The 20,410-nt window shown below is 68.7% G+C and carries 22 protein-coding genes; 14 read left to right on the forward strand and 8 right to left on the reverse strand.

The genetic code is table 11. The annotated features are described in order from the left end of the window. Nucleotides 1-293: 293 nt before the first annotated feature. Together AB0L97_RS24200 and AB0L97_RS24205 are read right to left on the reverse strand one after the other, a co-directional pair. Nucleotides 294-782, reverse strand: coding sequence for a GNAT family N-acetyltransferase (locus AB0L97_RS24200; protein ID WP_356965253.1), 489 nt, complete (start codon nt 780-782; stop codon nt 294-296). Nucleotides 783-833: 51 nt separating this feature from the next. Then, nucleotides 834-2,531 carry a GMC family oxidoreductase gene (locus AB0L97_RS24205; protein ID WP_364433347.1) on the reverse strand — a complete coding sequence of 566 codons (1,698 nt, stop codon included), beginning with the start codon at nt 2,529-2,531 and terminating at the stop codon, nt 834-836. 158 nt (nt 2,532-2,689) lie between these two features. Here AB0L97_RS24205 and AB0L97_RS24210 point away from each other — a divergent pair, with 158 nt between their 5' ends. Continuing rightward, the gene (locus AB0L97_RS24210) at nt 2,690-3,196 is read left to right on the forward strand and encodes a phosphoribosyltransferase (protein WP_355080438.1); all 507 of its coding nucleotides are present in this window, start codon (nt 2,690-2,692) and stop codon (nt 3,194-3,196) included. A gap of 126 nt (nt 3,197-3,322) precedes the next feature. Here AB0L97_RS24210 and AB0L97_RS24215 read toward each other — a convergent pair whose 3' ends face one another. Beyond that, nucleotides 3,323-3,727 (reverse strand): heme-binding protein, encoded by a 405-nt coding sequence (locus tag AB0L97_RS24215; protein WP_355080440.1) that lies wholly within the window; start codon nt 3,725-3,727, stop codon nt 3,323-3,325. 492 nt (nt 3,728-4,219) lie between these two features. Between AB0L97_RS24215 and AB0L97_RS24220 the strand changes: the two genes are divergently transcribed. Continuing rightward, nucleotides 4,220-5,146 carry an alpha/beta hydrolase family protein gene (locus AB0L97_RS24220; RefSeq protein WP_355080442.1) on the forward strand — a complete coding sequence of 309 codons (927 nt, stop codon included), beginning with the start codon at nt 4,220-4,222 and terminating at the stop codon, nt 5,144-5,146. Between the two features lie 51 nt (nt 5,147-5,197). On the opposite strand, the gene AB0L97_RS24225 is transcribed toward AB0L97_RS24220, so the two are convergent. Continuing rightward, a complete protein-coding gene (locus AB0L97_RS24225; RefSeq protein ID WP_364433354.1) occupies nt 5,198-5,788 on the reverse strand; it encodes a TetR/AcrR family transcriptional regulator in 591 nt (196 codons plus the stop codon). Between the two features lie 72 nt (nt 5,789-5,860). Here AB0L97_RS24225 and AB0L97_RS24230 point away from each other — a divergent pair, with 72 nt between their 5' ends. Continuing rightward, nucleotides 5,861-6,673: a class I SAM-dependent methyltransferase gene (locus AB0L97_RS24230; RefSeq protein ID WP_364433357.1), complete on the forward strand. Its 813-nt coding sequence runs from the start codon at nt 5,861-5,863 to the stop codon at nt 6,671-6,673. A 131-nt stretch (nt 6,674-6,804) separates the two neighbouring features. Continuing rightward, nucleotides 6,805-7,560: a ZIP family zinc transporter gene (locus AB0L97_RS24235; RefSeq protein WP_355080446.1), complete on the forward strand. Its 756-nt coding sequence runs from the start codon at nt 6,805-6,807 to the stop codon at nt 7,558-7,560. Between the two features lie 32 nt (nt 7,561-7,592). Here the strand turns inward: AB0L97_RS24235 and AB0L97_RS24240 are convergent, their stop codons facing one another. Beyond that, nucleotides 7,593-8,048: a MerR family transcriptional regulator gene (locus AB0L97_RS24240; protein WP_364433361.1), complete on the reverse strand. Its 456-nt coding sequence runs from the start codon at nt 8,046-8,048 to the stop codon at nt 7,593-7,595. 25 nt (nt 8,049-8,073) lie between these two features. On the opposite strand from AB0L97_RS24240, the gene AB0L97_RS24245 reads away from it, so the two are divergent. Further along, complete coding sequence (locus tag AB0L97_RS24245; protein ID WP_364433364.1) at nt 8,074-8,796, forward strand: SDR family NAD(P)-dependent oxidoreductase; 723 nt, start codon at nt 8,074-8,076, stop codon at nt 8,794-8,796. Between the two features lie 36 nt (nt 8,797-8,832). On the opposite strand, the gene AB0L97_RS24250 is transcribed toward AB0L97_RS24245, so the two are convergent. Next, nucleotides 8,833-9,759, reverse strand: a complete 927-nt coding sequence (locus AB0L97_RS24250; protein WP_364433367.1) for an AMP-binding protein — start codon at nt 9,757-9,759, stop codon at nt 8,833-8,835. 168 nt (nt 9,760-9,927) lie between these two features. Between AB0L97_RS24250 and AB0L97_RS24255 the strand changes: the two genes are divergently transcribed. Beyond that, nucleotides 9,928-11,214, forward strand: coding sequence for a helix-turn-helix domain-containing protein (locus AB0L97_RS24255; protein WP_364433370.1), 1,287 nt, complete (start codon nt 9,928-9,930; stop codon nt 11,212-11,214). A gap of 89 nt (nt 11,215-11,303) precedes the next feature. Here the strand turns inward: AB0L97_RS24255 and AB0L97_RS24260 are convergent, their stop codons facing one another. Then, the gene (locus tag AB0L97_RS24260; protein ID WP_364433373.1) at nt 11,304-12,155 is read right to left on the reverse strand and encodes a DMT family transporter; all 852 of its coding nucleotides are present in this window, start codon (nt 12,153-12,155) and stop codon (nt 11,304-11,306) included. Between the two features lie 2 nt (nt 12,156-12,157). Continuing rightward, complete coding sequence (locus AB0L97_RS24265; protein WP_364433376.1) at nt 12,158-12,676, reverse strand: MarR family transcriptional regulator; 519 nt, start codon at nt 12,674-12,676, stop codon at nt 12,158-12,160. A 151-nt stretch (nt 12,677-12,827) separates the two neighbouring features. Between AB0L97_RS24265 and AB0L97_RS24270 the strand changes: the two genes are divergently transcribed. The 8 genes from AB0L97_RS24270 to AB0L97_RS24305 all read left to right on the forward strand — a co-directional run bounded on the left by AB0L97_RS24270 (nt 12,828) and on the right by AB0L97_RS24305 (nt 20,382). Further along, nucleotides 12,828-13,280: a hypothetical protein gene (locus AB0L97_RS24270; protein WP_355080459.1), complete on the forward strand. Its 453-nt coding sequence runs from the start codon at nt 12,828-12,830 to the stop codon at nt 13,278-13,280. Nucleotides 13,281-13,481: 201 nt separating this feature from the next. Further along, nucleotides 13,482-14,888 (forward strand): MFS transporter, encoded by a 1,407-nt coding sequence (locus tag AB0L97_RS24275; protein ID WP_364433380.1) that lies wholly within the window; start codon nt 13,482-13,484, stop codon nt 14,886-14,888. Nucleotides 14,889-14,897: 9 nt separating this feature from the next. Next, nucleotides 14,898-15,893 (forward strand): sigma-70 family RNA polymerase sigma factor, encoded by a 996-nt coding sequence (locus AB0L97_RS24280; protein ID WP_364433383.1) that lies wholly within the window; start codon nt 14,898-14,900, stop codon nt 15,891-15,893. Between the two features lie 72 nt (nt 15,894-15,965). After that, complete coding sequence (lipB, locus tag AB0L97_RS24285) at nt 15,966-16,601, forward strand: lipoyl(octanoyl) transferase LipB (protein WP_364433386.1); 636 nt, start codon at nt 15,966-15,968, stop codon at nt 16,599-16,601. A gap of 469 nt (nt 16,602-17,070) precedes the next feature. Beyond that, nucleotides 17,071-18,198 carry a TIGR03364 family FAD-dependent oxidoreductase gene (locus AB0L97_RS24290; protein WP_364433389.1) on the forward strand — a complete coding sequence of 376 codons (1,128 nt, stop codon included), beginning with the start codon at nt 17,071-17,073 and terminating at the stop codon, nt 18,196-18,198. Nucleotides 18,199-18,447: 249 nt separating this feature from the next. Then, complete coding sequence (locus tag AB0L97_RS24295) at nt 18,448-18,642, forward strand: hypothetical protein (protein WP_355080467.1); 195 nt, start codon at nt 18,448-18,450, stop codon at nt 18,640-18,642. A 217-nt stretch (nt 18,643-18,859) separates the two neighbouring features. After that, the gene (locus tag AB0L97_RS24300) at nt 18,860-19,840 is read left to right on the forward strand and encodes a DUF5996 family protein (protein WP_364433393.1); all 981 of its coding nucleotides are present in this window, start codon (nt 18,860-18,862) and stop codon (nt 19,838-19,840) included. Between the two features lie 299 nt (nt 19,841-20,139). Next, on the forward strand, nt 20,140-20,382 hold the full coding sequence (locus AB0L97_RS24305; RefSeq protein WP_355080471.1) for a hypothetical protein: 243 nt from the start codon (nt 20,140-20,142) through the stop codon (nt 20,380-20,382). Nucleotides 20,383-20,410 lie beyond the last annotated feature (28 nt).

Below are 20,410 nucleotides of genomic sequence, written 5' to 3' on the forward strand. Positions count from 1 at the left end.
GGGGCCCGAGTCCTGGTCGGCGCCGAGCGACCGCCGCTGGCGACTTCGTCGCGGACGCGGCGGCCGCTCGGACGCGAGCCGGGCCGCGAACGGCGGATGCTCGGTCTCGCTTCGCTCGAAAGACGTGGTGCAGGTGCGCGGGGCGCGTCGGTATCAATGCTGCGACGTCGCGCGCGGTTGAAGTGACCGGGCTGCGCGTGGTTTGCCGCTCATGCAGTCGCATCTCGGACGCGAGCCGGGCCGCGAACGGCGCATGCTCGGTCTCGCTTCACTCAGTCGCGGAGACACTGGCTTCAGCCGCAGCGAATCCAAGCGGTGGCCTCGTTGCCGTTCAGGGCGTAGTCGATTCCGCGTGCGGTCAACAGGCGGAGTACGGGAATGTTGTCCGGCGTCGTGCTCACGAACAGCCCCGAGTAGCCCTCGGCGGTTGCCCGCTCGATCAATGCGGCGAACACGGCGGTGCCGATTCCCGTGCCTCGGCGGGAGCGGCCGAGCCAGACTCCCGCCTCGGCTGCGCCGTCCGAGGCGGGCAACCGGCACAGTCGTGCCGCGCCGACCACCTCGCCGTCCACCCGTATGCCGTAGGTCGACTCGACGGGCTGCTCCGCCAGCGCGCGGCCGCGGTGGAAGGCTCGGAAATCCGCCTCTCGGTCGGCATTCCAGCTCGCGTCCGGCGCTTCCACCGGCATGACCTCGCCAGGATGCGCGTCGGCCACCGCGGTGTGCAGCAGATCGGTGAGCAACGCTTCGTCGAGCGGTTCGAGGACGACATGGCGGGGCATGCGCTGATCCTGGCACCGGGACCGGCCGCACGCGACCGGTTTTCCGCCCGCTCAGACCGGGGTGATCGGCAGGCGCAACGCGCCGGGCGCGGCGACCGGAACCACCGGGTTCTTCGGCTCGATCGGCGCGAGCCTGCGGTAGGCCGTACCGAGAGGTGGACGCAGGTCGTCCTCGCCTTTGTTCGGCCACAACGACATGGCGCGTTCGGCTTGGGCGGTGATGGTCAGGGATGGATTCACGCCCAGGTTCGCCGAGATGGTCGAGCCGTCGGTGATGTGCAGGCCGGGGTGTCCGTAGACCCGGTGGTAGGCGTCGACGACGCCCGACTCGGCCGAGTCGCCGATGGCGCAGCCGCCGATGAAATGGCCGGTGATCGGGATGTTCATCAGTTCGGTCCAGCCACCCTGCGGCAGGCCGCCGATCTTCTCCGCGATGCGCCTGGTCACCTCGTGTCCTTCCGGAATCCAGGTCGGCGGTGCGGCGCCGTCGCCCGGCTTGGTCGTCATGCGCCTGCCGAACAAGCCGCGCTTGGTGTAGGTGACGATCGAGTTGTCGACGTTCTGCATGACGAGCACGCCGATGCTGCGCTCGGACCAGCGGCGGGGGTCGTGCAGCCGGACGAGGTGGCGGCGGTGCGCGATCAATTCCCGCACGCCCAGCCACCAGCGCGCCCTGCCCTCATGCCCGTCCACGAGCACGGTGGCCAGCAAACTCATCGCATTGCTGCCCTTGCCGTAGCGGACCGGCTCGATGTGGGTGTGCTCGTTGGGGTGGATGGACGAGGTGATCGCCACGCCCTTGGTGAAGTCGGTGTCCTTGCGCAGCGACCGCGCGGCCAGCACGGCTTCGGAATTGGTGCGGGCCAGATGCCCCAACCGCGACGAGACGTGCGGCAGACTGCCGTTCTCGCGTAACCGGTGCAGCAGTTTCTGGGTGCCGAGCGCGGCGGCCGCGAAGATCACCTGGTCCGCGATGAACGTCCGCTCGCCCTTGCGCGCCCACCGCCCGGTCCGCACCGTCCGCACTTCGTAGCCGCCCTCCGGTCGCGGCCGCACGTCCGTCACCGTCGTCAGCGGATGCACCGTGGCTCCGGCCTTTTCGGCCAGGTAGAGATAATTCTTCACCAATGTGTTCTTCGCGCCGTGCCGACAGCCGGTCATGCACTCGCCGCAGTGGGTGCAGGTCGAGCGCGCCGGTCCGACGCCGCCGAAGAACGGGTCGGCGACCTGCTTTCCCGGCCGAGAACCGTTGTCCGCGAACAGAACCCCTACCGGCGTGCGGCGATAAGTGTCGCCGATGCCCATGTCCTGCGCGACTTCGCGCAGGATTCGATCGGTCGGAGTGGTCGCCGGATTCTCGGTCACACCGAGCATTCGCCTCGCCTGGTCGTAGTACGGCGCCAGCTCGGAACGCCAGTCGGTGATGTGCGCCCACTGCTGGTCGCGGTAGAACTTCTCCGGCGGCTCGTACAGCGTGTTGGCGTACACCAGCGACCCGCCGCCGACTCCCGACCCGCTCATGATGAACGTGTCGTTGAGCAGGGTCATCCGCTGGATGCCGTAGCAGCCGAGTTTCGGCGCCCAGAGATACTCGCGCAGATGCCAGGAGTTCTTCGCGTACTCGTGGTCGGCGAACCGCCGGCCCGCCTCGAGCACGCCGACCCTGTATCCCTTCTCGGTCGCACGCAGCGCGGCGACGCTGCCGCCGAAGCCGGAACCGATGACGAGCACGTCGTAGTGGCTGTCCATGCGCTCGAGCGTATGGCGGCGAACACACAGGCCGGACGAGAGATACGGACGTGATATCGAGATTTCCGGCCATCTTGCCTCCGGCTTCCCATGGCAGTGAGCAACCGCCCGGGAAACCTGCGCGGCCACTCGTATGCTCGCTGCGTCGCGCCAGCGAGATGGGAGAGCCTGTGACGGATCGCGAAGTACTGACCTGGGAGTCGTTCGGTTCCGCGAGCCGGGAACTCGCCGCGACCATCGCCGCTGACGGCTTCGAGCCCGATCTGATCCTCTCGATCGCGCGGGGCGGGCTGTTCGTGGCGGGCGCACTCGGCTACGCCCTGGACGTGAAGAACCTGCACGTGATGAACGTCGAGTTCTACACCGGCGTCGACCAGCGCCTGGAGTTGCCGGTGATGCTGCCGCCGGTGCCGCAGGCGGTGGATCTGGCAGGCGCCACCGTGCTGGTCGCCGATGACGTCGCCGACACCGGCGCCACCCTGAAGCTGGTGCGCGACTTCTGTTCCGGCAAGGTCGCCGAGGTGCGCTGTGCGGTGATCTACCAGAAGCCGTGGTCGGAAGTCGACAGCGAATACGTGTGGCGGCGCACCGACCGTTGGATCAATTTCCCGTGGTCCACCGAGCCACCGGTGGTGCGACGGCAGCCGCGCGCGCTCGACGCCTGACCGCTGGGCATGCCCGCCTCGGTCGCAGCGGCCTCGAAGGCGCGCAGGACAAGCCCCGTCCGATCGCTTCCGGTGGGCTGCCGCCGAAGAACGCGCCCGTGTCACCGGATGGAGGGCAGTGAGCGATCAATTCAGTTGAGCGACAGCGATTGCGCCGATCTTGTGATCGGTGATCGAGGAGGCCGCGCCGGATACTCCCAGCGCACCGAGGACCGTACCGCGGATCCGGATGAGGACGCCACCGCCGTTGGGCACCAATGCGTGGGCGTCCGGTCGCCGAGGTTCGCCGAACAGCGACTGTTCTCGCGGCGCGGTGGTCACGTGCACGGTGTCGAACCCCAGCGCGATGGCCGCCTCCGCCTTGTGTTTCGCGATTTCGCTCGCCCGCGCAGGCGCACCGTCCATCCGCGCGACGGCCACCACGATTCCGCCGGGTTCCACCACTGCCAGCGACACGGCCTCGCCGAGTCCGGTCGCCGCCTCGCGGGCCGCGGCGAGGACCGAGTCTGCCTGGTCGAGCGAGATCGCCATGCGACCATTCTCGCCCCGCACCGGATCGGCAGCGCGCAACGGCCCGGTCCTACTGCGGGATCCCGACGACTGGGCTCCCGGTCGCGACACGCCGCATTTCGAACACGCCGAAGGTCCGTCGCATAGCAACTGTCGAGCTACCATTAGAGCGAGGCGCTCACCAGCGTTTCCCCGACCGGCGATTCGTCGCCCGACCGGGCCACAGCAGCCGGCCGACGTCGGTGCGCTGCCCACACCACTCGCACCGGTGGGCAGCCCGGACTTCCCAGGTTTGACTGGAATGGATCCGGTAGCCAATACGGCGCAACGTAGGATGAATTCGCGATCATGGGCGCGGAGGCGCATGCCGGGAAAGCGAATCGTACTGAACTACAAATGAATTGGATCTCGTTTTCGAGCGAGGAACGGGTAGGAGGTATGCGGGTGGGCGCAGCGGCGCGGTCCGGAAAACAGCGGGGTATTCGCGGTCGAATGAGGAAGACCGGCGCTGTCATGGCAACAGCCGTGCTCATGTCGTCCCTCGGGGGAGCCGTCGCTACCGCCGCGCCGATCCACGCGCCGATATTGCGCGCACCGGCGCGCGGTTTCAGCGAGCTCTCCGTGCCGTCCAGCATGGGACCGATCAAAGTCCAGGTCCAATGGGCGGCCCGCGGCGGAAGCGCGGCGCTCTACCTGCTCGACGGCCTGCGCGCGCCCGCCGACCACAGTCAGTGGACGACCGATACCGACGCCTTGGCCCAATTCGCGGACGACAACGTCACCCTGGTGTTGCCGGTCGGTGGCCACTCGAGCTTCTACACCGACTGGTACCAGCCGAGCAGCACGAACGGCCAAGAGACGACGTACAAATGGGAGACCTTCCTCACCCAGGAACTGCCCGCCTACCTCCAGCGGTTCGGCGTGTCGCGAACCAACGATGCCGTCGTCGGCGCCTCCATGGGCGGCAACGCCGCGCTGATCCTGGCCGGATACCATCGCAACCAGTTCAAGTTCGCCGGATCGTTCTCCGGGTTCCTGCACCCGACGTTCCCGCTCTGGAACGAAGCGATGCGCGCCGCCATGCGGGACGAAGGCAATTTCAATGTGGACGACATGTGGGGGCCGGTCGGGGACCCTGCCTGGAGCCGCAACGACGCCACCGAACAGGCCGAATTGCTGCGCGGACTGCCGATATACGTCTCGACCGGCAACGGGCTGCCCGGCCCGCTCGACGTGCCGTTCGGAGTCGGGAACACGGTCAACGCGATGGGCCTCGAGTCGATGACGACGATCGCCGCCCAGATGTTCCGTGATCGGCTCGCGGAACTCGGGATGACCGCCCGCGTCGACACCGTCGACGGGACACACACCTGGCCCTACTGGCAGCAAGCACTCGCGACCGCGCGTCCGATGATCCTCGACGCGCTCGGCGCGCACTGACCGAGCTCCGACGCCGAGCACCGGGCCGGAGACTTCACCTCGGCGCTCGCACTAGCCGGACAGTACTCCCGCGACGACCGCGCTCACCGCGCCGCCGACCGCCTCACGCGAGGGCGGACCGGCGTCCCGATCGGCGAACAACAGGTGCGCGGTCCCGATCAGCATGGGGGCGAGCGAGTCGACGTCGGCGGTCGCGGCGATCCGGCCGAGGTCGCGTTCTGCGGTGAGGTACCCGGCGATCATGGCGGTCGCTTCCGCGAGGACGGGGACGCCGGTCGGCCGGTCGCGGCGCAGGCGTGCGCGCAATTCGTCCCGGAACGTGATCAAGCCGACGATGGCCGTGGTGACCGGGCCGAACACGTCCGTCAGCGCGGTGGTGAGGTGCTCGACCACGGCGCCGCTCCCGGCGGATTCCCGCAGAGCGGCAGCCCGTCGCTCGATCTCGACGATACGGGCGGTCACCAGTTCGGCGAGGAAGTCGTCGAAGTCGGTGAAGTGCCGGTGCAGAACGCCTTTGGCGCAGCCCGCCTCCGCGGTGACCGCCCGGCTGGTCAGCGCGCTCGGCCCGGCGCGGAGCAGGATCCGGTCGGCGGCGTCGAACAACTGCTCGCGCACGTCGCGGAGGGCGACTCCGGTGGGCATACGGGTGCCTCTTTCCGTTCGGATCGGGCCCACCCGTTGCCGAGTGGGCGCATGCCCATTTAAAGTGGGCGCATGCCCACTATACCTTCGCCGGAGGAAACGCCGCACCGGCACCGGCAGATCGCGGAGTCCTTCGGGGTGAATGCCGAACGCTACGACCGGACCAGGCCCAGCTATCCCGAAGCCCTGATAGAGCACATCGTTTCCATCAGTCCCGGGCGCGCGGTCCTGAATGTCGGCTGCGGCACCGGTGTCGAAGCCCGGCAGTTCCAGGCGGCCGGTTGCACGGTGCTGGGGGTCGAACCGGATCCGCGGATGGCGGAATTCGCACGGGGCCGAGGGTTGGAGGTCGACGTGGCGACCTTCGAAACCTGGGACGGCGCAGGCCGCGTCTTCGATGCGGTCATCGCGGGAACGGCTTGGCACTGGGTCGATCCGGTCGCGGGGGCGGCGAAAGCGGCGGAGGTTCTGCGTCCCCGAGGCGTGCTCTCCGCATTCTGGCATGTGTTCCATCTCCCGACCGAGGTGGCGGAAGCGTATGGCGTGGTGTACCGGCGGGTGGCGCCCGACTCGCCGTTCACCCTCCAGCCGGGCACGCGAGCCTTGGAGGTGTACCGGCAGATGCTGGACAAAGCGGCCGAAGGCATCCGGGAGACCGGTCGATTCGAAGATCCACTGGAATCGAGTTTCCAGTGGGAGCGCACCTACACCCGCGACGAGTGGCTCGATCAACTTCCGACGCACGGCTCCATGACCCGCCTCCCGGAGGACAAACTGACACAAGTGCTCGACGGTGTCGGCGCGGCGATCGATGCGATGGGCGGGAGTTTCACCCTGCCCTACACGACGGTGGCGATCACCGCGACGCGCACCGCCACACCCTGACCCGATGCGCCGCCCCTTCCCCCGCTGTTCCTGGGCTTCGTTTCCGTCCCGGCGGGTGCGGGTAGCTCGGACAGGTGGCCGGCGATGATCCGCGCTGGTCGACGCGTTCCGAGCGGTGAGGAGACGGTTGAGTGTCGGGGTTGTGGGCTGCGGGCGGATGGGGATTACTGGCCGGATCCGCCCTGCTGATAGGCGCTCTCGTGGGATTCTGGGCGCGCGTTCCCACGAAGATCGTGGCCAGCGTGATGGGATTCGGTAGCGGAGTACTGCTTTCGGCGGTGTCGTTCGAGTTGATCGCCGAGGCGCACGAGAAGGCCGGACTGCCGCCCACCGCCCTCGGCGCGGTGGGCGGCGCGGGGATCTACACCCTGGCGAATGTCGCCCTCGCCCGCCGCGGCGCTCGCCACCGCAAGCGCTCGGGAGACCAGCAACCCAGCGAATCCGAGCAGTCCGGCTCGGGCACGGCCATCGCGTTGGGCGCGCTGCTCGACGGTGTACCGGAGTCCATCGTCATCGGGGCGAGTTTGCTCGGCGGCGAAACCGTCAGCGCGGTCACCGTGGCCGCGGTGTTCATCAGCAATATTCCCGAAGGGCTGTCCAGCGCGGCCGGTATGCGCCGCGCGAACCGCAGCCCGCGCTACGTGTTCAGCTTGTGGGCTGGGATAGCGGTGATCAGCGGTGTGGCCGCCATGGCGGGCTACGGACTGCTCGGTGACGCCGCGCCCGCCGCGCTGGCCGCGATCACCGCACTGGCCGCGGGCGCGATCCTGGCCATGATCACCGACACGATGATCCCGGAAGCCTTCGAGGACGCCCATCTGTGGGTCGGAATGATCACGGTGGCCGGGTTCCTCACCGCCTTCGCCCTGTCCCAGCTCGACCACTAGGCTTGTGGTGCAAGCATTTCGGAGCCGATTGCTCAGCGTGCGTCGGCTCGGCGGTCGGGCGCCCACAACCGATCGGCGTCGCCAACGGCGAGCCTGCCGCGGTAGACGTCGATCTTGTGGTCGATGAGGTCGAGGTTCTCGTGCAACTCGGCGATCTTGGCTGCCACCTCGGCGCGATGCGCCTCCATGAGGGCGAGCCGCTCGTATTCGTTGCCGCGCCCGGCGGCGACGAGTTCGGCGTAGCGGCGGATGGTTTTGATGGGCATGCCGGTGGCCCGCAGCTTGGTGCAGACGGTGATCCAGTCCAGGTCCAACTGCTGGTAGCGCCGCCAGCCACCGGCCGCGCGATCGACCGGGGTGACGACCAGGCCCGCGCGTTCGTAGTAGCGCAAGGTGTGCACGCTGACCCCCGTCCGCCGGGCGGCCTCGGCGATGCTCATACCTTGCTGTGGCGGACCGGATTCCGGCTGCGGCTTGACTTCGAGCACGCTCTAGAATTTAGCGTCCGTGATCATGACGACAACATTGATCACCGGAGCGAACAAAGGTCTCGGTTTCGAGGCCGCCCGCCGGCTCATCGCCGCGGGCCACACCGTCTACCTCGGAAGCCGGGACGTCGAGCGCGGACGCCGGGCCGCCGAACAGTTGGGGGGACGGACAGTCCAGCTCGACGTCACCCACGACGCGTCCGTAGCGGCCGCCGTCGCGGCCATCGAAGCCGACGGCGGCCTGGACGTGCTGGTCAACAACGCGGGTATCGCCACGGAATGGACCGCGACCAACACCGCGACCAACACCGTGATCGGCGCCGCGGACGTGACCGCGGACCTCATGCGCCAGACCTTCGAGACGAACGTCTTCGGCACGGTGCGCGTCCTGCACGCGTTCCTCCCTCTGCTACAACGTTCCACCGCCCCGGTCGTGGTGAACGTCAGCAGCGGGCTGGCCTCGCTGACCCGGGTCAGCGATCCCGGCAGCCGGGCGTACGCCTACCCGGGCGTCGCATACCCGGCATCGAAAACCGCGGTCAACGCGATCACCGTGCAGTATGCGAAAGCGTTTCCGAACATCCGGATCAACGCGGTGGAGCCCGGCTTCACCCAGACCGATCTGAACGGGAACACCGGCCTGCAGAGCGTCGAGCAAGGCGCCGAGATCATCGTGCGGATGGCGCGGCTGGGCCAGGACGGCCCCACGGGGGGATACTTCGACGCCGACGGCGCCCTGCCCTGGTAGCCGAACGTCGGTCGTGCGGTGCTCACCCGTGGCGGGTCAAGACACGACGGACGCGCGGTGCGACTCCCCTGCCGCCGGTGAACGGATCGCGTGGGCCCGCGCGATGACCTCCTTCAGCCCGTATCCGTTGACGATGGGTACACCAAAGCGGTGTTCGAACCTGCTTCGTAGTTCACTTCCGGCCGGTGCCGCACAGCACAGGGCGAAACGCACCGACGAGGTGTCCCACCGCGCCCGGGCGGGCAGATCGGTCAGTGCCGCGTACAGGCTCGGGAAGGCGGAGGAGTAGGTGGGCCGGATTCGCTCGACCCGTTCCAGGAACGATTCCGGGTCCAGCGGGCCTGCCAAGGTAGTGCGACCTCCCGCGACCAACGGCGACAGTGCGCCGAGCAAGATGCCGCAGAGCTGCCGCATCGGCAGCGTCGACAGGCTGTGGTCGGCATCGGTGAGGGCGAAGACCTCGATCACGAATCGGCACATGGCCTCCAGGTTCCGGTGATCGAGCATCGCCCGGATGCCGCCGCCGTAGGTGATCAGCGCCAGCGCCTCCCCGCCGGGCCGCACCGCCGGTGTCGGGTCGCGTTCCGCCGCGCCGAGCGCCGCGGCGGGCAGGACCCGGACCGGAGCGTCGATCGCCGACGGATGCTCGATGACGATGAGGACCTCGGGGTCCGCGTCGATTATCCGCTGACTCACCTCCTCGTCGGACGCCGTCGGGTCGATCACGGCGGCCGTGGCGCCCAGGCGCCAGATCGCGAACAGCGACACCACCAGGTCGACGGCGCCGGGCAGCATGGTCGCGACGACGTCGCCGGTCGTGACGCCCGCGGCGCGCAGGCGGGACGCGGCACGCTGGACGGCGGACAGGAACTCGCTGTTGTTCAGTTCGATGCCGTCAGCGGCAAGGGCTGGTGCCTGCGGGGTGGCTGCGGCGCGACGGTCCGGAAGAGTGGAAAGCATCATGCGATGTCCTCGGCAACGGCGTAGTTGTTCGATAACAACGGTAGGAAGCAGAGCTCCTCTCGCCACCGTCGCGCAAGGATCAAATTCGTCGCCTGTCTTGTCGCCTGGAGACAATATCGACCGGCGAGATCCGCCGCCGCGCGCACGGCGAGGTAATACGATCGGCTCGTGACGAGTTCTCGTCGCAACGATGAAGCCGAGGTCGACCGTTGTGTCGCGACGATCGCCGCCCGCATGAACGAGCGGGTGACGGACATCAGCGCGAGCATCCACAGCGCGCTCGAGGAAGAGATACCCGAGCTGCGCGCGGATGTCCACACCGTCGAACTGCTCGGGGCCAGTGTGCAGGGAAACGTCGACACCCTGCTGTACGCGCTGCGTCACGACATCCCCGCCACCCGCATCCACCTGCCGTCGGCGGGCACGGAGTACACGAAGCGTCTGGCGCAGCGCGACGTCCCGCTCAACGCCCTGGTGCGCGCCTATCACATCGGACAACGGCGGGCGACCGAACTGATCTTCGCCGAGTTGCAGGCCGCCGACGTCGGGCCGGTCGATCGATTCGTCGTCGGCCGGGCCATCGCCACCCGGCTCTTCACCTACCTCGACCAGGTGATCCGGGAGGTCGTCGCGGTCTATGAAGGAGAGCGGGAGCAGTGGTTGGACACCCGCAACAGTGTGCGAGCGCTCTGTGTGCGCGAGCTACTGAAGGGGAAGGAGTCCGTCGACGTCGACAGCGCCACCGAGCAGATCCGTTATCCCCTGCGTTGGCATCACCTGGCGCTCATCGTCTGGTATCCCGACACGGAAGCCCACGGTGACGAACTGGCCGAGCTGCAACGGTTCGTTCGTGGGTCGGCCGAGACCACGGGAACCTCCGGGCAGCCCCTCTTCGTCGCCGACGATCAGCTGAGCGGCTGGGCGTGGCTGCCCTACCGTTCGGCGCGACCCGATGCCGTCGCCGATATCCGTGCATTCGCGGCCGCGCAACGCGACGCCCCGAACGTGGCGATCGGCACGATGGTCCCGGGCCTGTCCGGGTTCCGCCGATCTCATCGCCTGGCTCAGGACGCACGCACCGTAGCGCTGGCGGGGGCGGACGCCGAACACCGGGTGGTCGCGGCCGAAGACCCCGGATTGTCGGTCGCGGCCCTGCTCGGTGAGAGCATCGCGGAAGTCCGGGAATGGGTCGGCGACGTGCTGGGCGACCTGGCCTCCGACACCGACAACGACGCGCGGCTGCGCGACACGCTCCAGGTCTTCCTGCGCACCGGATCGAGCTACAAGGCAGCCGCCGCGGAGCTCGACCTCCACTCGAACTCGGTGAAATACCGGGTGGGCCGGGCGGTTTCGCGACGCGGCAAGCCCATCGCCGAAGACCGGCTGGACGTCGAGCTCGCACTGCTCGTCTGTCACTGGTACGGACCGGCGATACTGCGACCCGGTACGGCGTGACCCGGCTGCCCGGAACTCAGCGGCGCGGCGCTATGCGGGACAGCTCCACGGGACCGCGCACGGCGTAGAGCCAGGTTGCGAGTCCGTCGTCACGATGTGGCGATGACAATGCTGGCGGCCGAGGCGGCGACCAACCCGATGATCTGGCTGCTGTGCAATCGCTCCCGCAGCGCGGTCACGCCGAGTACCACGGGGACGATCGGGTAGAGCGAGGACAACACGACCGCCACGGCCAGGTACTCGGTCCGCGTGGCGAAGAGATAGGACACGAGCGCGGCGGCAGCGAGGATGCCGGAGAACACGGCTGTGAGGTCGGTCCGATGTCCAGGGCCTGGCGCGGTATCCGAGGATCCGGATGCCAGCGTCCATGCGAACGCAGCGACGAGAACGACGGCCGCCGCCCGGCCCGCGGTCACCGGCCAGATACCGGAGGCCGGGGCGGCGCGAGCGAGTGCGAGGTATTGCACGGCGATGCCGACACCGGCGATCAGCCCGTCGCCGACAGCGGCCCTGGCATTCGGACCGGTGCCGGTCGCACCGCCCGCGACGAGCCAGAGCGCGGGCACAGCCATCGCGATACCCGCCCATACCGACGCCGCCGGACGCTCACCGAGCAGAGCGGTTCCGAGCAGAACCGGCAGTGCGGCGCCGCCCACGGCGCTGATCGGTACGACCACGGACATCGCGCCGCGGCTGATTCCGCGGAACAGGAAGGTCATCGCGATACCGGTGCCCACTCCGGACAGCGCTCCCCAGCCGAGATCGGCGGGATGGGGCCCGGCGGAAAATACCAGCAGGCCTGCGAGCGCGGTGACGGCGAGCCCGCCGAGTTGACCGAGCAACGCCACGCGTGCGAATCCGACTCGGCGGGACGCGGTTCCACCCCAGAAATCCGACAGGCCATAGCCCAACGCGGACATCAGCGCCAGAAGCGTCCCCATGATCAGGCCTTCCGGTCGCGCTCGGCCTGTCCCACCGGACACACCGCGGATCGCGTACAGCCCGCGCGGTCGCACAATCTGCACAGCACATTCGAATCGCCGATCTCCCCGTACAGCCGGGCCAGCAGTTTCGCAAGCAGGCTCGTCATGGCTTCGCGCTCCGCGTCGTCGAGTGCGGATACCAGCTCGGCCAACGACCGGGCGCGGGCGGCGAGGATTCGGTCCGCGGTGTCCCGGCCGGACGGCGTCAGGTTCACGCTGACCAGCCGTCCGGCGCCGGGAGAGCGGCCGACCAGTCCGGCGGCCGCGAGCGAATCGACCATGCGAACGGCCGCGGATTGCGTCAGCCTGACCCGTTTGCCCAGGTCGGTGACGCTGATGCCCGGCGATTCCATGAGCGTCACCAAGGCGGCCGCGCTACTGCCGCTCACCGCACCGGCGCCGTGCACGTCGGCGAGCATCACGTCGTTGATCGCAAGCGCCGCTGCTCCGAGCAGGTTCTCCAGTCGAGCATCATGCATGACTCATGCATAACATCCGCCGACGGGTCGCTGTCAACCCTTCACCCGGCCGCGCGGTGTGCGGAGTGAGACGATCAGGAATCGAGAAGCGCTGGTCAGCGCGCTGCCGTTAGCGTTGGGACGCGAGCCGTTCACACGCAGAGGAGGACTCATGAACTGGGACAGACGGATAAGGCAGACGCACCGGTGGCTGGCCGTCATATTCACGGCGACCGTCGTCGTCACGGTCGTCGCCTTGGCGCTGAAGGGGCCCGTGTGGGTCTCCTACGTGCCTCTGCCACCGCTCGCCTTGCTTCTCTTCTCCGGTCTCGGCGTATTCGGACTGTCGTGGTCCGCCGAGCGGCGCGGCCGGGCGGCCGGGAACACCTCGCCGCGGCGGGTCGTGCCCGCACCGCGGGTCCGGCAGCTGCATCGCTGGTCGGGTATCGGCTTCGTCGCGACCGTTCTCGCCACTTTCGTCGCCTTGGCGCAGGAGGAACCGATCGTCTGGGTGTCCTACCTGCCGCTGCTGCCGCTCGCTCTGCTGCTGTTCTCCGGCCTCTACATGCTGGTGTTGCCGCTTGCCGTGCGACGTCGGCGCGCCGGTCGCCTCGCCACGTCCTAGTCGGCCGGGGCGGACGCGGGCGCCGCCGAGCCCGGTGGAACCCGGGGCGGCAACTCCGGACGACGCTTCCGAAGCGGGGCTCCTGCCGGCCGCTCGTACGTCCGCGATCGGCACGAAACAAAGTTTTCTCCGAACCTGCGATGAATCGGGGCGGCGGCGCCGGTATGTACCGGCGAACCCATCGGAGGAGGACTTTCGCCCATGAGAACGACCACGGGACAGCGCTGGGTACTCGCGCTGACATCGGTGGCCGCGTTGATGATCATGCTGGACGCGCTGGTCGTCACCACCGCCCTGCATGCGATCCAGCTCGACCTGCGCGCCTCGCTGGCCGAACTGGAGTGGACCGTCAACGCCTACACCTTGAGCTTCGCGGTACTGCTGATGGCGGGCGCGGCGCTCGGCGAGCGATATGGACGGCGCCGCGTACTGGTCGCGGGGGTGCTGCTGTTCTCGGCGGCCTCGGCCGCGTGCGCCTCGGCGCCGAACCTGGGCTGGCTGGTCGCCGCCCGGGCGGTGCAAGGTGCCGGCTCGGCGGCCGTCATGCCGGTCGGTATGGCGCTGCTGTCGGCCGCCTTCCCGCCCGCGCAGCGCACCCGCGCGCTCGGGCTTTTCGCGGCGGTGACCGGCCTGGCCACGCTCGGCGGCCCGCTCCTCGGTGGCGCGGTGGTGGAGGGCTCGACCTGGCAGGGGATCTTCTGGCTGAACCTGCCGATCGCCGCCTTGCTCGTGCCGCTGATGCTGACCCGGCTGCCGGAGAGCCGTGGCGAGGCACGCGGACTCGATCACCTGGGCATCGGGCTGGCCTGCGCCGCCGCGCTGGGCTCGGTGTGGGGCCTGCTGCGCGGCGACGAAGCGGGCTGGGGCAGCGGCGAAGTCGTCGCCGCGTTCCTGCTCGCGGCGATCGCGCTGGTCGCGTTCGTACGCTGGGAGCTGCGCACCGCGACCCCGCTGATCCCGATGCGGCTGTTCGCCGCGCGCGGCTTCTCGGTCGGCAACGCGGTGGGCTTCCTGCTGTTCGGATCGATCTTCAGCGGGGCGTTCTTCTTCGCAAAGTTCCTGCAGACGGTCCAGCACCACGGCCCGCTCGGCGCGGGAGTGCGGCTGGCGCCCTGGACGATCACCTTGTTCCTCGTCGCTCCCGTGGCGGGCAAGCAGGTCAACCGCTTCGGGGAACGGCCGCTGGTGGTCGTGGGACTGCTGATGCAGGCCGCGGGCTACGGCTGGCTCGCGCTGACGGCCGGGCCGCAGTTGTCCTACCCGGCCATGATCGCGCCGTTCGCGCTCTGCGGTGTCGGCGTCTCGATGGCCATTCCCGCCGCCCAGAGCGCCGTGCTGCGTTCGGTGCCCTTGGCGGCGGTCGGTGCGGCGTCGGGCACGTTCAACACCTTGCGCCAGCTCGGCAGCACGTTCGGGATCGCCTTGCCCGCAGCGGTTTTCGCGACATTCGGTGGACTCGGATCCGCCGCTGCGTTCAGTACCGGATTCGCCGCGGCGATCGGCACGGCGGCGCTGCTGGCGCTGATCGGCGCCGCGCTCGGGCTGCTGCTACCCGCGGGCGCGCCCGTCGCGGCACGCTCCGACGCGCAGCCGGTCGCGGCTCGGTAGGTTGCGGCCATGACGATCGGCGCCGACTTCACGGCCGAGACGATGGCCTACCGGCCGGAGTTGCTCGCGCACTGCTACCGCATGCTCGGGTCCGTCCACGACGCCGAGGACCTGGTGCAGGAGACCTTGGTGCGGGCCTGGCGTGCCGCCGACCGGTTCGACGAGCAGCGGGCTTCGCTGCGCACCTGGCTGTACCGGATCGCCACCAATGCCTGCCTGACCGCGCTCGAACAGCGTGGCAGGCGGGCCTTGCCCACCGATCTGAACGGACCGGCCGCCACTCTCCGGACCCGGCCGGCCCGGCATCCCGAAGTGTCCTGGCTGGAACCGATTCCCGACGCGCTGCTCGGCGGCTCGGCCGATGATCCGGCGACCGTGGTGGCCGCGCGCAGCGGCATCCGCCTGGCCTTCATCGCCGCGCTGCAATATCTGCCCGCCCGCCAGCGCGCGGTGCTCATCCTGCGCGACGTGCTCGCCTGGTCCGCCGCAGAGGTCGCCGACCTGCTCGGCACCTCCCCCGCCGCGGTCAACAGCGCGCTGCAACGCGCCCGCGCCCAGCTCGAGAAGGCCACCCCCATGATCGATCGGACGTCCGAGTCGTTGAGCCCCGGTGAGCGCGCGATGATCGACCGCTACGTCACCGCTTTCGGCAACGGCGATATGGACGAGTTGAGCAAGCTGCTGCGCGACGACGTGGTGCTCGAAATGCCGCCCGCCCTGTTGTGGTTCGCGGGCCGCGCCCACGTAGTGGGTTTCTTCGCGGCCAAGGCGGCCCGGGACGGCGACACCTGGCGCGCCGTGCCGACAGCCGCCAACACCCAGCCCGCCGTCGCCTATTACCTGCGCGACGCGGACGGGACCCACCGCGCGCACTCCATCCACGTTCTCGGCACCACGGATACCGCCATAGAACGCATCACTGTCTTCCTCGGCGACGAATTGTTCCGGCCGTTCGGGTTGCCGACGGTGCTTCGACGGCCGAACGAGAACTCCATACCGGAGTGATGCTCGGTGCGGACGACTGCACAGGCGATGGGGTCGAATTCCCGGTGCGGCGGGGAGCGCTATCGTCGGAGCATGCGAGCCCGGCCGTTGACTTTGATCCAGGACGACCTCGTCGACTACGACAAGGCCATGGAACGCATGGGAGAGCTGGTCGAAGAACGCCACAGCGGCGCGCGGCCGGACACCCTGTGGCTGCTGAGCCATCCGCCGGTCTACACCATCGGGCGGAAGACGCCGCAGGAGCACCTGCCGGACCCGGCACACGACATCCCGGTCGTGCAGACCACCCGCGGGGGCCAGCTCACCTATCACGGTCCCGGCCAGCTGGTCGGCTATCTCATCGTCCGGCTCGATTCCGGCGAAGGGGTGGTGGACTACATCCGCGAGGTCGAGTTCCGCCTGATCGAGGCACTCGGCCGGTTGGGCGTGCCCGCCGAACGCCGCGACACTCCGCCCGGCTCCGAACTGCTCACCGGCGTGTGGACCCGGCACACCGGCCGCAAGATCGTCTCCATCGGCATGCGCCAGAGCCGAGGGATCACCAGTCACGGCTTCGCCCTCAATGTGAACGGCGACCTCGAGCCATGGCACTGGGCCGTCGCGTGCGGGCTCCCCGACGTCGATATGTCCTCCGTGGCCAGGGAATCCGGCGCGGCCACCATGGAGCAGGTGCGCTCCATGGTCGCCACCGCTTTCGAGGCGAGCTGAACTCCGCCCGCGAACGATCCGCCGCTCGCGGCGGCGACCTCGACGGCTGATCGCGCTCGTGGTCGACAGCCGCGCCACCTCGGAGCGGCGCTCCACCAGTCCGCCGAGCAGGCTACCCAGCTGCGCGCGGCCTGCTGCTGCCGAGATGCTGCCGGATTTGTTCCAGAACCACGAACTCCGTTGGGGAGTCACGAAACGGCGACGCGACCGGATCGACAGAGAGCTACCCGCATCCATCCGCACACCGGACCCGGCGCAGGCGGACCGCCGAACGCCGCAACGAAAGTAGCCCCGACACAGACGATTACGACCAGGATCGGCGCATGCCGATCAGTTGGCGAGGCGGCCCTGGAAGGCGATCCCGTCACCACGGGCGAGCGACCGGACGCGCTCGACGGGCTCGCGGTGGTTAACCTCACGTTCGCGCGGACCACACCGATCGGTCCAGACCATTTGCCATCCTCGGTCCATGCGATTGGCGATCATCGGGGGCGGCATCCTCGGCACCGCACACGCCATGGCCGCGATCCGCCGCGGGCACGAGGTCGTGCAGCTGGAACGGGAACTCGAAGCGCGCGGTGCGACCGTGCGCAACTTCGGCCTGGTCTGGGTGTCGGGCCGGTCGGCCGCGGAACTGGATCTCGCTCTGCGTGCGCGGAGGCTGTGGGAGGAGATCGGCGGGAAAGTGCCCGGCGTCGGTTTCCGGCCCTCGGGCTCGCTCACCTTGGTGCGCGCCCCGGAGGAATTGGCCGTCGCCGAGGCCGCGGCGGCCGGCCCCGGAGCCGAGGCACGTGGCTTCGCCTTGCTCGACCCCGAACGCGTCCGCGCCGTCAATCCCGCTCTGCGGGGCAAATTCCTTGCCGGACTGCATTGTTCGACCGACGCGGCCGTAGAGTCGCGCCAGGCGCTGCCGGCGTTGCGCGCCTATCTCACCGCGAGCGGGCGCTACACCTTTCATTCCGGCACGGAAGCCAGGGAAGTCGCCGACACCGGTTCCGGCGTGCGGGTGCGCGACGACCGTAATCGTTTCTTCGATGCCGACCTCGCGCTCGTCTGCCCCGGCGCCGCACACACGGGCCTGGCCAGGGAACTGGCCGGAGCGCTGCCCGTGCGGCGGGTCCGGCTACAGATGATGCAAACCGCTCCGCTGGGTGAGCCGCTTCCCACGGCCGTCGCCGACGGCGACACTTTCCGCTACCACCCCGGCTTCGCCGGTCCCGAGGTCGACGCGCTGAACCGGGAGCAATCGCAGACCGCGACCGCCGCAGAGCATGCGATGCAACTGCTGTGCGTCCAGCGCCTGGACGGCGGATTGACCATCGGCGACACCCACGAGTACACCGAGCCGTTCGCATTCGACCTGGACGACGCTCCTTACGAGCACCTGACGTCGGTGACCGAGGAGTTGCTGGGCCGCAGACTGCCACCCGTGGTGCGTCGCTGGGCAGGCGTGTACAGCCAGAGCGCCGATCCCGGCGCCGCGGTCACCCGCGTACGAGCCGAACGCCATGTCTGGGTGATCACCGGACCCGGCGGTCGCGGCATGACCCTCGGCCCCGTCTTCGGCGAGGAAACCGCCGACCTACTGGAACTCTGAGGAACGGATTCTGGTTCTGCTGGGACGGTTTCGAGGCCGGGCCGCGCCGCGGTGAGCGGTGCGGGAGGGCGCGTCCGGTCGCGCCATTATGCGTTACCAGACGTATCCCAAATTCCGTGTGCCCGGGTGCTGGCACACCACGAAATCCGCGCGTCGATTCGCGCAGGCGCACGCGACGTGTGAAGAATGCTCGCAATCACGAAAGTAATTGTCCGCCTGGGGATAACGCGCCATATGGAGCGGACGAGGATGACTGGAGAAATAGCGGTGGTACTGCTGTGGGTGGTGATCGTTGCCATCGTCGTGGTTCTGCTCGGCGGTGCGGCCGCGGCGATGGTGTGGGATCCGAATCCCCGCCGGAAAGCCCGGGCGACCGATCGGAGCGCAGCGCTGCCGTTGGCGGGCATGCCATCGCCGCACGACAGGTGGCCCCGGCGATCTTGACGCTTCGCCCCGCCGCGAGCCGTTCCTTCTGGTCCGCCGAGCCGATCGGTCCGAGCTGCCGCCACAGCCCGCGATGTTGCCAAACAGTTGCCAACCGTTTGGCATGTTCTGCTTCACGACGTAGGCGCACCGGGTACGGTGGGCGCTGCGCTGCGCCTTCGCAGGCGTCCGCGTGCGGCACTGGCACCGAGAATCCCGAGACGACGGAGGTGCGGCAGTGACAGGCTCAGAAACCGCGCCCGAGCCGTGGCCGGTGTTGCGCGTCGATGACTGGACTCCCACACGGGAGACGCTGCACATGTGGACGCAGATCATCGGCAAGATCAGGCTCTCACACACCCCGCTGGTCAACCATTGGTGGCAGGTCACCTTCTACGTCAGCCCGAGAGGGCTGACCACCTCCGCCATTCCGCACCCGGCGGGATGCTTCGACATCGAATTCGATTTCCTCGATCATCGACTGCACATCCGGTCCAGCGACGGCCGTAGCAGGCAGGTCGCGCTGGAACCCAAACCGGTAGCGGTCTTCTACGCCGAAACCGTCTCGGCGCTAGAGGAACTCGGGATTCCGGTGCGAATCGAGGCCAAGCCCAACGAGGTCGAACTCGCCATCCCGTTCGCCGACGACTACGAACATCGCTCCTACGACGCCGCGGCCGCCACCTTGTTCTGGCGGCAACTGCTGGCCGCCGACCGGGTCATGCACGAGTTCCGCGCGCGCTTCATCGGGAAAGTGAGTCCGGTGCACTTCTTCTGGGGCGCGATGGACTTGGCGTGCACCCGTTTCTCAGGGCGGGCGGCTCCGCGACACCCGGGTGGCGCGCCGAACTGTGGCGACTGGGTCATGATCGAGGGTTACTCACACGAACTGAGCAGTTGCGGCTTCTGGCCTGGCGGCGGGTCGGAGGGCGCCTTCTACGCCTACGCGTACCCGGAGCCCGCGGGATTCGCCGAACACCCGGTCGGCCCGCGAGAAGCCTTCTACAGCCGGGAGAACGGCCAGTTCCTCCTGCCGTACGAGGCCGTTCGCACCGCCCCCACCCCGGAACGCGCGCTGCTCGAATTCCTCGAGACGACCTACGAGGCCGCCGCCGATCTGGGCCACTGGGACCGCGCCGCCCTGGAAGCCGACCCGCACCGCTGGAAGCACAAGCGCCGAGCGCACGAGATGGGCACGCCACGGCCGCCGGGCGAGTGATCCGGCATGGCGCCGCCCGTCGCCGATTCCTTCGGGGCGAGGGCGTGACGCCCGCCTTCTACGGTCCGCGAGGACAGCATGGATCTACCGTTGAGTGACCCGTACAACGGCACGTTGGTCAGGGTAGAGATTCCTCGACCGCGAGGACAACTTGATCAAAGCCGCAGTTCACAGCCGTTTCGCGACACATAGCTTCCCACCATTGGGAACGCGCTATCCAGTGAATCACCGATGAATGTATCGTTATATGACGGCACGTTAATCGACGGGATGAACTAATGCACAACACCAGCAAGCGCGTGACAGTGCGTCGAGTGGTGGCCTCGGCGCTGATCGGCGGAGCGGTCGTCATGGCGGCGGCAGTCGCTTCGCCCGAATCCACGGTGACCACCACAGCCGACCGGTACTCCCACAACCCCGCCGACAAGCGCGGTTCCGGAGTGGGCGAGCGCGCCCGGAGCAGCAACCACGGCGGATACCAAGGACGCAACGAGCGCCCGTGCCAGTACACCCCAGAGGGCTACTGCACCGGAGGGCGTTGATACCCATACCGGCGGCGAGCCGGATCGC

This window comes from Nocardia sp. NPDC051911 (assembly GCF_040681035.1).
Lineage (GTDB): Bacteria > Actinomycetota > Actinomycetes > Mycobacteriales > Mycobacteriaceae > Nocardia > Nocardia sichangensis.

What these genes read in the sequence shown, in the direction of transcription:
- AB0L97_RS24280 (WP_364433383.1), top strand. Translation starts at nt 14,898, where the DNA reads ATGACGATCGGCGCCGACTTCACGGCCGAGACGATGGCCTACCGGCCG.
- AB0L97_RS24205 (WP_364433347.1), bottom strand. Translation starts at nt 2,531, where the DNA reads ATGGACAGCCACTACGACGTGCTCGTCATCGGTTCCGGCTTCGGCGGC.
- AB0L97_RS24215 (WP_355080440.1), bottom strand. Translation starts at nt 3,727, where the DNA reads ATGGCGATCTCGCTCGACCAGGCAGACTCGGTCCTCGCCGCGGCCCGC.
- AB0L97_RS24295 (WP_355080467.1), top strand. Translation starts at nt 18,448, where the DNA reads ATGACTGGAGAAATAGCGGTGGTACTGCTGTGGGTGGTGATCGTTGCC.
- AB0L97_RS24220 (WP_355080442.1), top strand. Translation starts at nt 4,220, where the DNA reads ATGGCAACAGCCGTGCTCATGTCGTCCCTCGGGGGAGCCGTCGCTACC.
- AB0L97_RS24275 (WP_364433380.1), top strand. Translation starts at nt 13,482, where the DNA reads ATGAGAACGACCACGGGACAGCGCTGGGTACTCGCGCTGACATCGGTG.
- AB0L97_RS24270 (WP_355080459.1), top strand. Translation starts at nt 12,828, where the DNA reads ATGAACTGGGACAGACGGATAAGGCAGACGCACCGGTGGCTGGCCGTC.
- lipB (WP_364433386.1), top strand. Translation starts at nt 15,966, where the DNA reads ATGCGAGCCCGGCCGTTGACTTTGATCCAGGACGACCTCGTCGACTAC.
- AB0L97_RS24200 (WP_356965253.1), bottom strand. Translation starts at nt 782, where the DNA reads ATGCCCCGCCATGTCGTCCTCGAACCGCTCGACGAAGCGTTGCTCACC.
- AB0L97_RS24260 (WP_364433373.1), bottom strand. Translation starts at nt 12,155, where the DNA reads ATGGGGACGCTTCTGGCGCTGATGTCCGCGTTGGGCTATGGCCTGTCG.
- AB0L97_RS24245 (WP_364433364.1), top strand. Translation starts at nt 8,074, where the DNA reads ATGACGACAACATTGATCACCGGAGCGAACAAAGGTCTCGGTTTCGAG.
- AB0L97_RS24225 (WP_364433354.1), bottom strand. Translation starts at nt 5,788, where the DNA reads ATGCCCACCGGAGTCGCCCTCCGCGACGTGCGCGAGCAGTTGTTCGAC.
- AB0L97_RS24230 (WP_364433357.1), top strand. Translation starts at nt 5,861, where the DNA reads ATGCCCACTATACCTTCGCCGGAGGAAACGCCGCACCGGCACCGGCAG.
- AB0L97_RS24250 (WP_364433367.1), bottom strand. Translation starts at nt 9,759, where the DNA reads ATGATGCTTTCCACTCTTCCGGACCGTCGCGCCGCAGCCACCCCGCAG.
- AB0L97_RS24265 (WP_364433376.1), bottom strand. Translation starts at nt 12,676, where the DNA reads ATGCATGATGCTCGACTGGAGAACCTGCTCGGAGCAGCGGCGCTTGCG.
- AB0L97_RS24290 (WP_364433389.1), top strand. Translation starts at nt 17,071, where the DNA reads ATGCGATTGGCGATCATCGGGGGCGGCATCCTCGGCACCGCACACGCC.
- AB0L97_RS24210 (WP_355080438.1), top strand. Translation starts at nt 2,690, where the DNA reads ATGGGAGAGCCTGTGACGGATCGCGAAGTACTGACCTGGGAGTCGTTC.